Annotated in this window: 11 protein-coding genes; 7 read left to right on the forward strand and 4 right to left on the reverse strand. The window is 43.1% G+C overall.

The annotated features are described in order from the left end of the window. Positions 1–129: 129 nt before the first annotated feature. The 4 genes from ACQY3F_RS21100 to ACQY3F_RS21115 all read right to left on the reverse strand — a co-directional run bounded on the left by ACQY3F_RS21100 (position 130) and on the right by ACQY3F_RS21115 (position 2589). Positions 130–1131 carry an NAD(P)H-dependent glycerol-3-phosphate dehydrogenase gene (locus ACQY3F_RS21100; RefSeq protein ID WP_428357063.1) on the reverse strand — a complete coding sequence of 334 codons (1002 nt, stop codon included), beginning with the start codon at positions 1129–1131 and terminating at the stop codon, positions 130–132. Between the two features lie 8 nt (positions 1132–1139). Then, complete coding sequence (gene secB, locus ACQY3F_RS21105) at positions 1140–1610, reverse strand: protein-export chaperone SecB (protein ID WP_428357065.1); 471 nt, start codon at positions 1608–1610, stop codon at positions 1140–1142. 209 nt (positions 1611–1819) lie between these two features. Then, a complete protein-coding gene (locus ACQY3F_RS21110) occupies positions 1820–2248 on the reverse strand; it encodes a rhodanese-like domain-containing protein (protein ID WP_428357066.1) in 429 nt (142 codons plus the stop codon). A 26-nt stretch (positions 2249–2274) separates the two neighbouring features. Continuing rightward, positions 2275–2589, reverse strand: a complete 315-nt coding sequence (locus ACQY3F_RS21115; RefSeq protein ID WP_428357067.1) for an ArsR/SmtB family transcription factor — start codon at positions 2587–2589, stop codon at positions 2275–2277. Between the two features lie 1693 nt (positions 2590–4282). Here ACQY3F_RS21115 and gpmI point away from each other — a divergent pair. The 7 genes from gpmI (at position 4283) to ACQY3F_RS21150 (ending at position 12327) form a co-directional block, all read left to right on the forward strand. Beyond that, entirely contained in the window at positions 4283–5821 is a 1539-nt protein-coding gene (gene gpmI / locus ACQY3F_RS21120) for a 2,3-bisphosphoglycerate-independent phosphoglycerate mutase (protein WP_428357069.1), read from the forward strand. Positions 5822–5881: 60 nt separating this feature from the next. Further along, positions 5882–6961, forward strand: a complete 1080-nt coding sequence (locus tag ACQY3F_RS21125; RefSeq protein ID WP_428357070.1) for a murein hydrolase activator EnvC family protein — start codon at positions 5882–5884, stop codon at positions 6959–6961. Between the two features lie 195 nt (positions 6962–7156). Further along, positions 7157–8482, forward strand: a complete 1326-nt coding sequence (locus ACQY3F_RS21130; protein WP_428357072.1) for a S41 family peptidase — start codon at positions 7157–7159, stop codon at positions 8480–8482. 315 nt (positions 8483–8797) lie between these two features. Continuing rightward, positions 8798–9004 (forward strand): cold-shock protein, encoded by a 207-nt coding sequence (locus tag ACQY3F_RS21135; RefSeq protein WP_221895533.1) that lies wholly within the window; start codon positions 8798–8800, stop codon positions 9002–9004. A gap of 580 nt (positions 9005–9584) precedes the next feature. Continuing rightward, positions 9585–10754, forward strand: a complete 1170-nt coding sequence (gene sucC / locus ACQY3F_RS21140) for an ADP-forming succinate--CoA ligase subunit beta (RefSeq protein WP_428357074.1) — start codon at positions 9585–9587, stop codon at positions 10752–10754. Then, positions 10751–11626, forward strand: a complete 876-nt coding sequence (gene sucD / locus ACQY3F_RS21145; RefSeq protein ID WP_428357075.1) for a succinate--CoA ligase subunit alpha — start codon at positions 10751–10753, stop codon at positions 11624–11626. Before sucC ends, sucD begins: the two co-directional genes overlap by 4 nt. A 71-nt stretch (positions 11627–11697) precedes the next feature. Beyond that, complete coding sequence (locus ACQY3F_RS21150) at positions 11698–12327, forward strand: copper-binding oxazolone/thioamide-containing RiPP (protein WP_428357076.1); 630 nt, start codon at positions 11698–11700, stop codon at positions 12325–12327. Positions 12328–12400: the final 73 nt, after the last annotated feature.

Below are 12400 nucleotides of genomic sequence, written 5' to 3' on the forward strand. Positions count from 1 at the left end.
ACTTCGCTTCACGGTTTTGTGAATAAATCTGAGTGCGAAATACTGCGTTACGGCCATTGCCTGCTAGCTGTGCCTTGTCTTTCGCACTCAGATTTTCCACAAAATCCCTGCTCAACTGCGGTTTCTAGGTTAAACGGTTTCCGATTTTTGGTCGCGTTGTAGCAGATTCTGTACAGCACTTAACGGTGCAAGCCCTTCATATAACACCCGGTAGGTTTGTTCGCTAATGGGCATATCCAGGCCGTATTTTTTAGCCAGCATATAAGTTTCTTTTGCCGCAGAAATGCCTTCTACTTCCTGACCAATTTCCTGTATTGCTTGCTCTTTATCTTTTCCCTGGCCTAAGGCCATGCCAAAGCGGCGGTTGCGTGATTGATTATCGGTACAGGTCAGAATCAAATCACCTAAACCGGCCAGTCCCATTAAAGTTTCCTGTTGACCGCCTAAAGCGTTATTCAGGCGCATCATTTCCGCAATACCCCGGGTAACCAGAGCTGCCCGGGTATTTGCGCCAAAACCAATGCCATCAGCAATACCTGCAGCTATCGCCAGCACATTTTTAACTGCACCACCGACTTGCACACTAATGATATCGTTGGTTGTGTAGGTTCTAAAACGTGGACTGTGCATAATATATGCGAGCTGATCTGCAAAGTCTTGCTGGGTAGCACCGATGGTCACTGCTGTTGGCAAGTCGGCAGCAACTTCTTTGGCAAAGGATGGGCCGGATAAAACTGCAGCGGGAGTTTCGGCTGAAAATACTTGCGCAACAATCTGATGCAGTAATTCACCCGTTTCTGGGTTAAAACCTTTACTTGCCCAGGCGATTTTTACTTGCTTGCCGACAAAAGGTTTTATTTTAAGCAGGGTTTCTTTAAAAACGTGACTGGGTACCGAAATTAATAGTATGTCACTGAATTGAGCTGCTTGTCTTATATCATTCGTAACGTCTAAAGTATCGGGGAAAGGCAGGCCAGCAAGGTAGCGTTTGTTTTGTCGGTCTTTAGCCAGATTTTCGATATGTTCTGGCAGGTGGCCCCAGAGCAGGGTTTGATTACCATTTCTTGCCGCCTGAATTGCGAGGGCTGTTCCCCAGGAACCTGCCCCCAAAACACTAATCTTGCCTGGCATTATAGAGTTTAATTTAATGTGCTAGTGCTAGCTGATTTTTGTTGCGTTTGCTGAACATGTTGAGCATATAAGGCATCAAAATTAACCGGCGCCAATAGTAGCTGAGGAAAGCCCCCTTTTGCGACTAGGTCGGAGACTACTTCGCGTGCATAAGGAAATAATATATTTGGGCAGAAACTGCCTAACATGGGGCCCATTTCTTCATCTGAAAAGCCGGCTAAAGAAAATATACCCGCTTGTTTTACTTCTACTAGATAAGCAGTTTCTTCGTTTGTTTTTACCGTAACAGTGACTGTAATGGCAACGTCATACATAGAATCTTCTAAAGGTGTCGCATGTGTTCCTAGGTTAAAATCTACTGAAGGCTCCCATTTTTCTGTAAAGATCTTTGGCGAGCCGGGTGATTCAAAGGAAATATCTTTTGTGTAGATCTTCTGGATGGAAAATTGTTTTTCTTGTACCTGTTTTTCTTCGGCCATGACTATCTGTGTCTATAATTTAAATGTAAGTGTTATCCTAAAAAATCAGTTGAGCGCGAATTTATAGTGCAAGATATGGGTTTCACAGTGCTTTCAAAAATTTTTAGCTTCACCCAAAGGTTAAGCGGACATTTTTTGCAAGTGCGGTGGAATCAAAGGCTTGTGCTAGAAACTGGGAGCAACTGATTTTCTAGGGTTATGGGTATTTATTATTTGCTTTTAACAATAGGAAGCTTATTTTCTTCCCAAGCCTGCATGCCACCAGTCATCAGGAAAACATTCTCAAAGCCTAGCTTTTGCAAGGTTGAACAAGCAGGGGCAGAGCGAGTACCGGTGTGACAAACGACGATAAGCTCATCTTTTTTGTATAGGTCAATTTTATTAAGTTGCCCTTCTATATCAGCAACAGGTATATGAATCGCATCAGAGATATGACCTTTGTTATATTCACCTGCTTCGCGCACATCAAGGATAATCGGGTGACCGGTATTTAATTTGGTAACGGTAAGCATAGGCGAAATCGTATTATATTTGCGTATGCCCGCTTCGACTACATCCTGAATTAAAAAATAGGAAACTGCTAGAAATGCAGTCACCAGCATCCAGTGAGCGGAGGCAAATTCGATATATTGATCCATTTTTAGTTATATTTATTGGTTAAAAGTTAGCATTGATTACAAAAAATCTCACGCATCATCTCGATTAGTTTGAGCATGCGCGGATCGTCAATATAGTAAAAAACACGGTTTGCATCTTTTTTAAAATTTAGAATATCTTTTTCGCGTAAAATCGCGAGATGTTGCGAGATATTACTTTGACTGGTGCCCACTTTTTCGACGATATCTTGCACGCTAATCGCTTCTGTACCCAGTACACAAAGGATTTTTAAGCGCAAAGGATGAGACATTGCTTTTAAACAGCGCGCCGCCCTTTCTATATCGGCATCTGCGTATAAGGGTTGATTATCTTGGATTTCCATGGGTCTATTTTAATTTCAAGGCGCAAATTATAACATCCAAACAAGTCGTTGCGCATACTTGTCCAGCTTTAATTAAGCATGCAACAGTGCTGAGGCTGGATTTTTATTTGAAGTTTGTAGAAACTGATGCCTAGTTTAGCCTATTAACGGCTTATTAGAAAATGCTTAAATATATCAAAAACAAGTATTTTCAGCAAATCAAGAGCATATTTATTATCATATTATCTTCTTAAGTAGATTTAATTAAAAAACTTGAGGAGGTTTTTTTGTATGAAATTAGGCACCTGGAAATAAATAATCGTCCAATATTTGGGCAGGATTTTTGTTTGTCATTGGTGCTGTAGCAATAGGCGGTCGGGGTAGAAATACGGCGCGCGCAGGCTTAGGCCAATAGTTTATCCATGGTATCCTCTGTTTCCAGATTAGTAGCAAATAGCTATTGACCATACATCACGTTTCCGCAAGCCCCCCTACGATCCCGGACGGTCGGTTTTCCCGAGTCCGGTTCTGACCTTGATTAATACCTTCAGTCGCCTTCCCAAAGAGCATGAAGCTTAAGTGTTGACTCACATACACCCCTCTGCTCCTTGATTTACTTCCAAGGTTACCTCTAATATGTTCCTCGGCCTTACATTGTCCGAGTACTCAAGAGGCTATCAAGCGCCCAGAGTCCCTTTGCATGTTCAAGGCGTTATCTTTCACACCGAGGCATCCAGCACCCCGTCAGCAGGAGTTACCCTGCCTTCATCGCTCATACGAACTCATGCGACAATCCTAAATCCTCCTTATGCCTACGGAATTAACCTTGAACATAAGGTCTTTGCAGGTTGCTGTCAACCCCTGCTGGAAGTAGGATCTTCCCGACGTTATCTCTACAAACCTTTCTCTGCGTGCAAGGACCCCTACCCCGGCTGCTCTCATGGTGCATTTACCCGTTTCTTCCCACAAGACAACGGCCTTCCCAGCGCTATGAACTGGTCGGCGCTTGGCAATAACCCACACTGCAACTTCTGTGTGGCGTAGTTTTCGAGGCTGCAGTCATTCTCTAATGTTCCAGCCCGCAGATTTGCTCGCCCCCCAAATTGCTCCTACCGCAGAATTTCTCAACTCCAGGCAGTCAGGGCTTTTACTTCCCCGCATATTTCAGTCTGTTACCTCGCTGAACAGGGGATATACTAACCGTCCGTTATCGGGCAACTGACGGTGAAAGGACTTTCACCCTCCAAGATTTGCAGCCTTGTCGGCCGCTCCCATAGCTGGCTACGCAACTATTGCTACAGTGCTGATGACGGACAAAAAGACCAGCAAGGGTGGATGATTATTTGTTTCCAGGTGCCTTATAGCAATTAGCAGCATAAAAATGCAAGCACTGGCGCATTGATAAGGAGCGAGGGTTTAATAATACCCGAAAGTATGACGCAGGATTTTGGCATCACAGGCGTGTTAGAAAAACAGGCGCATAGCAGGCTACGCAACTGTTTTTCTAACACGCCTGTGGGGTCAAAAGAAACGTCATTCCTGCGTAGGCAGGAACAAGTCAGACTCGGGTACTATTGAATTCTCGTTCCTAAGCAAATTTTATAGTTTCCTGGTGTTTTGAGACGCGCACCGCGTACAAAAGTCTCATATTGTTATAAAATAGCGCGTATCAAAACAAAACCTTGTTTATATTTTAGCATCTACGAGATCAACCATGACCAAACCTAAACCTTTAGTATTATTAATTCTTGATGGCTTTGGCGTTAGAGCGGAAACTAGCTTTAATGCAATCGCTCAAGCAAATACGCCATGCTGGGACAACCTGCAAACAAAATTCCCTATGACCCAGCTAGACTGTTCCGGGCGTATCGTAGGTTTGCCAGATAAGCAAATGGGCAATTCTGAGGTCGGGCATATGCATATCGGTACTGGCCGTTATGTGCCGCAGGATTTCTCAAGGGTCAGTGATGCCATTAAATCCGGCAGTTTTTTTACCAACCCGGCTTTATGTGAGGCGGTGGATCAGGCATTAAGCAATGATGGTACATTGCATATTCTTGGCTTGCTCTCCACAGGTGGTGTGCACAGCCATATCGACCATATACTTGCAATGCTGGAACTGGCGGTTAATAAAGGTTTAAAGAAAATAGCAATTCACGCCATTCTGGACGGCCGTGATGTAGCGCCAAGCAGTGCTGAATCAGCGCTACAAACCCTACAAGATAAAATTGATCATTTAGGTGCTGGATATATTGCATCCATCGTTGGTCGATTTTATGCGATGGACAGAGATAACCGTTGGGAACGCGTCCAACAAGCGCACCAACTGATTGTACTGGGTAAAGGTGAGTTCACGGCTGACTCAGCAATCGCTGGATTAAAAGCTGCCTATCTGCGCGAAGAAACGGATGAGTTTGTCGCAGCGACCGCTATATTAAATGCTCAGAGCGAGACGACAAGCCTGAATGATAATGATTCCGTAGTATTTATGAACTTCCGTGCTGATCGCACGCGTGAAATCAGTCAGGCGATCACGGAAACTGATTTTTCAGGTTTTGAACGCAATCATCCCGGATTTCAAGGCTGCTTTGTGACCTTGACTGAATATCATGAAAAATTCACCTACCCCAAAGCATATCCTTCTATGGAGATTAAAAATAGCCTGGGAGAAGTATTGGCGCAGCAAGGTTTATTGCAATTACGTTTAGCAGAAACAGAGAAGTATGCTCACGTGACCTTCTTTATGAACGGTGGTGTTGAGGAGCCAAATATAGGCGAAGATCGTATTCTAGTGCCTTCTCCGAAAGTCAAAACTTATGATATGCAGCCAGAAATGCATGCGGCGAAAGTAACTGAGCATTTGGTGAATGCGATTTCCGAACAAAAATATGACGTTATTATTTGTAATTATGCCAACTGCGATATGGTCGGTCATACCGGTAAATGGGATGCTGCCCTGCAAGCGGTAGAAGCCATTGATGCATCTTTGGCACAGATTGTTGAAGCACTGGAAAAGGTTGGTGGGCAAATGCTGCTTACTGCCGATCACGGTAATATAGAACAAATGCGTGATGCTGGGGGCGGCCCTTTAACCTCGCATACGACTAACCCAGTTCCGCTGCTTTATGTTGGCGGCCAGCAAGCTTTAACTGACGGCGGAAGTTTAAAAGATTTAGCGCCAACGATGCTGGCTATTTTAGGCATACAGCAACCTGTGGAAATGGATGGCACATCCTTACTAGTCGGGTCTTAAATTTAAGTGAGATTTCTTCTGCTATTTTTTTTACTCTGTAGCCATGGTGTTTCTATATCTATGGCTGCAGCCAGCAAAGACCAAGAACTGCGTCAACTTCAGAATAAAATCAAGGCCCTGGCTGAAAATATATCCAGCTTAAACCAGCAAAAAAACCAGGCAAACGCTGAATTAAAGCGTATTGAACAACAGTATGGTGAAACCTCACGTACGATGCAAAACCTAGATGAGCAGGTAAACGTGAAGCAGCAGCGTATTGATGAAATACAACAAGAAATACAGTTGCAAAATGGCTGGTTACTCACGCAACAGACTCAACTGGCAGAACAAGTTAAAACAGCGCATGCACTAGGGCGGCAAGAACAATTAAAACTATTGCTCAATCAGCAGGATATCAATCGTAGTAGTCGCATCATGACTTATTACCGATATTTTAATCAGGCAAGACTAGAGCAATTACAGTACATTAATGCTAGCCTGCAATTATTAACAACTTTAGAGCAAGAGAAGCTGCAGGAAAAGCAGGGTCTCGCTAAATTAATAGCCGAAAATAAATTATTGCAAAAACAATTGGTTTTGAGTAAAGCCGAGCGCAAGCACATCCTGTTGCAAATTAAACAGGATTATAAAGATAATAGGAAGCAGCTTTCCAGGCTAAAAGAAAACGAAAAACAATTAAAGCAGCTAATTTCAAAACTGGATCAAGTCACCCAAGCTGAAGTCGCTACTAAAATTACTGCGCAGTCTTTTAGTAAATCAAAAGGCAAGCTATCCTGGCCAGTGCGGGGAAAAATCATCAAAAGTTTCGGTAATCACCGTGCCGGTGGCAAATGGAACGGGGTATTAATAAAGGCTAGAGAAGGAAGCAAAATAACAGCCATTGCTCATGGGCAAATAATTTTCTCAGACTGGTTTAAAGGGTACGGCTTATTAGTCATCATTAAGCATGATAAAAACTATATGAGCCTGTATGCCTTTAATCAAAGCCTGTATGGTGAGGTTGGTGACTGGGTAAATGCAGGAGACATGATTGCTACACTGGGTAACAGCGGGGGTCGAGAAAAGGCCGGGTTGTATTTTGAAATTCGCAAGAAAAATAAGCCGCTTAACCCCAAAAAATGGTGTAAAAAAAGGCGTTAATTTTTTACTGATCTAGATTGTATCAGGGGGAGAAGGGGCGAATATATTATGTGTTGTAATTCGCGCTTTTTGAATTGAATTAGATTATTTATTTGTATATTGATATAGAATACATTTTAACAAGAATCTGTAACCGGACTGAAACATGGGGGCAGATGGAATTTATCAAGAAGACTGGAATGGAGTTTGTACAAGGTGTTTAAACAAAAAAATATTTTTATCTTATTTGTAGGTTGTTGCCTAGGTGTTTTAATTTCTACGGCTGGATCGGCTCTAGCAGACAAAAGTACCGGACAGGACGGTCAGGTAGTCACTCTACCCTTTGAGGAGTTGCGCACATTTACTGAAATATTTGGCCGTATTAAACAGGATTATGTTGAGCCTGTGACTGATAAACAGCTCTTGGAAAGTGCAATTCGCGGCATGCTGGTTGGCCTCGATCCTCACTCTAGCTATTTAAATACTGAAGAGTACAAAGAGTTAAAAGTAGGTACCACAGGTCGATTTGGCGGGCTAGGCATACAGGTCACGATGGAAGATGGCTTTGTAAAGGTCATCTCACCTATAGACGATACTCCTGCACAGCGTGCCGGTATTGAGTCAGGTGATTTAATTATCAAACTGGATGAGCAGCCGGTAAAAGGTATGACTCTGACTAATGCCGTTAGAATCATGCGTGGTGATGTCGGAAGCGAAATTGTGCTAACCATTGTACGTAAAGGTAAGGACGCGCCATTTAATGTCACTCTAGTCAGAGATATTATTAAAGTCAAAAGTGTACGTAGCCGTATTTTAGAAGATGGTTTTGGCTATTTGCGTATTAGCAGCTTTCAATCACCTACCGGTGCTGCTGTTAAAGAAGCCTTGAACACGCTTAAAAAAGAAAATGGTGGCCCGCTTGAGGGTTTAGTACTAGATCTACGTAATAACCCTGGTGGTGTATTAGACGGAGCCGTGTCGGTCAGTGATACCTTTTTGGACTCAGGAAAAATCGTTTATACCGAAGGCCGTATTAAAGATTCTCAAATGGATTTTAATGCAACGCCAGGTGATTTATTAGACGGAGCGCCTATTGTTGTGTTGATTAATGCGGGCTCTGCTTCTGCTTCAGAAATTGTTGCCGGTGCATTACAGGATCATAAACGCGCTATCATTATGGGTACTAAATCGTTTGGTAAAGGTTCGGTACAAACGATTATGCCGACTGGTAATGGCGGGGCTGTAAAAATCACAACCGCGCGTTATTTCACACCGTCGGGTCGTTCTATACAAGCGACTGGCATAGAGCCTGATATAGAGCTTGAGCGCCTTAAACTGGAATCCTTAGGGGCTAGCAAATTTAAGCCTATTAAAGAAGCTGATTTATCTCGCCATTTAACGAATGGCGATGGCAAGAAAACCGAAAAATCAGAAAAAACCAAGGAAAATGACAAGGATAAAGATAGCAAAGGTGTAGATATGCGTGATTATCCTTTGAAAGAAGCGTTGAACTTATTAAAAGGCATCGCTATCCTGCGCTAACCTCTGGCATTGATAGACGGAAGGGAATGCTTCGCATGCCCTTCCGTCTATCAGCAGGTCATTCACTATTAATAGCTTAATTTTTCTAAAACGACCTTTAAGTTATAGGGAATATTGGTTGACTACTGCGAAAAGCTGTATATAATTCAAGGTGCTTGAAAGTACGTCTTATATTTATGCACACCATTTCGATGTTTTATCTTTAGTGTTATATCTTTAGTAGCTCGTCCTGTTTTTATAAGTAATAGCATCACTTCTAGCAAATCGGCCTTTTTATAAGGCTTCAATTACTCTTGAAATAAATAGGATATTAATATGTCTACTACAACTGGTACAGTAAAATGGTTCAACGAAGCAAAAGGTTTTGGCTTTATTGAGCAAGAATCTGGTCCTGACGTTTTCGCTCATTTCAGCGCAATCTCAGGTTCAGGCTTCAAAACTCTGGCTGAAGGTCAGAAAGTTGAATTTACTGTAACTCAGGGCGACAAAGGCCCTCAGGCAGAAGACATCGTAGCGCTGTAATTACGAGCTCACGGTTTATTCGTTTACATTAATACAATGTAGGCTTTAAAAGGGCGGAATCTCTTCGGAGGTTCCGCCCTTTTTTTATGCTTTAGACTAAGCGAGGATTTAATAATATCCGCAAGTATGACGCAGGATTTTGGCATCACAGGCGTGCTAGGAAAACAGGCGCAAGCAGGCTACGCAACTGTTTTTCTAGTGCGACTGTGGAGTCGAAAGAAACGTCATTCCTGCATAGGCTGGAACAAGTCAGACTCGGGTATTATTGAATTCTCGTTCCTAAGGAACGTACACGACACACTTCGACAACTAGCTTGGCTTTTTATCCGTCTTTCGCGTTGCAGCAACAGTTGCATAACTTGCTATGTGTCTGTTTCTGCGCCTTGAAGACAAATAAAAAATCAACGCCCATTGTCTAACTTATTCCATGCTCGTCCCTAAGGGAATAACAATAGTTGCTAGGTAAATTCGCAAAGGTTTTATTCCTCACTACGTTAAAGAAAAAATACTGAAATGTTACAGTTCAACGTATATACTGCAAAGTTTCTGTTCATTCTTAATCAACAAAACAAGGTTCACCATGAATATTCATGAATTTCAGGCTAAACAACTGTTTAGAGATTATCAGATACCTGTTCCCGAAAGTATCGTTGCAACAACTGCAAACGCAGCATCTGAGGCTGCAAAATCTCTGGCAGGCGATAGCTGGGCAATAAAAGCCCAAGTACATGCTGGTGGGCGCGGAAAAGTTGGCGGTGTTAAAATCGCTCAAACGACTGAAGAGGCAAGCCAGTTAACGGGAGCAATGCTGGGGCAGAATCTGGTTACTAAGCAAACCGGCGCGGCAGGCCTGCCTATTAATTCAGTTTTAGTTGAAAAAACCTCGGTCATTAAACGCGAATTTTATCTTAGCCTACTGATTGACCGACAACAGGAAAAGCTCTGTTTTATAGCTTCTGAAGCGGGTGGAATGGATATTGAAGCCGTTGCTGAGGAGAACCCGGAAAAAATCATCAGTTTATTTATGAATCCGGCTGCCGGTCTACAGCCTTATCAGTGCAGGCAAATAGCCTTTGCGTTATCTTTAGTAGGCGCACAAGTAAAAGCCTTACAAGGTATTATGTCCGGCATGTTAAAGCTTTTGCAGGATAAAGATGCGAGTCAAATAGAAATTAATCCTTTAGTGGAAGTAGGCGACGGAAGTCTTTTGGCGCTGGATGCAAAAATCAACTTTGATGATAATGCCCTTGCCTTGCATAAGGACATCATAGCATTACGCGATACAGCACAAGAAGATGAAAAAGAAAACAAAGCGAAGCAATTTGATCTTAGCTATATTACACTGGATGGCAATATAGGCTGTATGGTGAATGGTGCGGGACTAGCAATGGCCACTATGGATCTGGTTAAGCTTAAAGGTGGTACTCCTGCTAACTTCTTAGATGTAGGTGGGGGCACAACAACAGAAAAAGTTACTGAAGCATTTAAGCTGATAGTCTCAGATCAAAATGTTCAGGCAGTACTAGTGAACATATTTGGCGGCATTGTACATTGCGATGTGATTGCACAAGGTATTCTAGGGGCGCTAAAGCAAGTTCATACTGATTTGCCAGTTATTGTCCGGCTAGAAGGAACGCATGCAGAAGAAGGTCGTGCATTATTGCAGGGAGCAGCGCCCAATATTTTTTCTGCAGATGATCTGGATCATGCAGCCGAACAAGCGGTAAGTCTTGCAGGAGCCAGACTATGAGCATTTTGATTAATCAGGAAACCAAAGTTATTTGCCAGGGCTTTACCGGCAAACAAGGCACTTTTCACTCCCAGCATGCGTTGGCTTATGGCACTAAACTGGTCGCTGGTGTTACTCCGGGGCGAGGTGGTTTGGAGCATCTAGGTTTGCCTGTTTTTAATACTGTGCAACAAGCTTATGCAAGCACCAAGGCCGATGCCAGTGTTATTTATGTACCGCCTTTTTTTGCCGCTGATGCAATCCTGGAAGCGGTTGATGCAGGCATAAAATTAATCATTTGTATCACCGAAGGCATTCCAGTATTACAGATGTTGCGCGTTAAAGCCGCGATGGCAGAAACTAATGCCTTACTCATAGGCCCTAACTGCCCAGGTATTATTACACCCGAAGCCTGCAAAATAGGTATTATGCCGGGTAGTATCCACCTTCCAGGGTCAATAGGCATTGTCTCCCGTTCAGGCACGCTGACCTACGAAGCAGTTCATCAGACTACTCAACAAGGTCTTGGGCAAAGTACTTGCGTGGGTATCGGTGGTGACCCTATCCACGGTATGAATTTTATTGATGTCATTAGCCGCTTTCAAGAGGATGAACAAACTCGGGGTATAATTATGGTCGGTGAAATTGGCGGCGGTGAAGAGGAAGAGGCCGCTGAATATATTAAAAACCATGTAACTAAACCAGTAGTTGCCTATATTACCGGTTTAACAGCGCCAGAAGGTAAGCGCATGGGACATGCCGGTGCTATAGTTACCGGTGGCAAAGGAACGGCAGAGGGGAAAGTTGCTGCGCTAAAAGCAGCAGGAGTTGAGGTGGTTAATTCACCTTCAAATATGGGTATAGCGATGAAAAAACTTATTGACCATGGCTAGCACTATAAAATAACTCAAACTTACAGTGTAATTAAAGATACATCATCAAATTAAAATATATCGAGGATATCATGAAAAAGACAGCTAAAACATTAACAACTATCGGCTCAGCCGTTGCTTCAACATTTGCGGCTAATGTAGCTAACGCGGAAAGCAACCCATTTGCCATGAGTCAGCTTAACAGTGGCTATATGCAACTTGCGCAGTCCGACAAAGCAGGTGAAATGAAATGTGGTTCTAAAATGAAAATGAACAAGCAAAAGGAAGCCGCTTGTGGTGAAGGTTCATGTGGCAGCATGATGGAAGATGGCAAAATGAAAAAAGGCATGGAAAGTGCTTGTGGAGCCATGATGAAAGGCAAAGAAGGTGCTTGTGGAATGCAGGAAAAGGCTGCCGCTAAAAAAGAAAAAAATAAAGGTTATTCTGTCAGCAAAACCGGCTGGGGCAATAAAAAATCTGCGTCTGATGATTTGCAAAAAGGCAAGGAAGGCAAATGCGGCGAAGGTACGTGCGGCGGCATGATGCAAGGTGACAAAATGAAAAAAGGCATGGAAGGCTCATGCGGTGACATGATGAAAGGCAAAGAAGGTACCTGTGGTATGGGAATGAAAGGCAAGGGTGATATGCAGGGAATGGACATGAAAGGCGGAGAAGCAAGCTGTGGCGCGATGGTTTCACCTGAAAAAGCAGCGGGTGAATAAGCAGTTTTATATTAATTAGAGGGTAAGGATGGTAGTAATAGAAAAACCATCCTTGCATCAACCTAGAAAAATC

It is taken from the genome of Methyloprofundus sp. (assembly GCF_965251085.1).
Taxonomy (GTDB): Bacteria; Pseudomonadota; Gammaproteobacteria; order Methylococcales; family Methylomonadaceae; genus Methyloprofundus.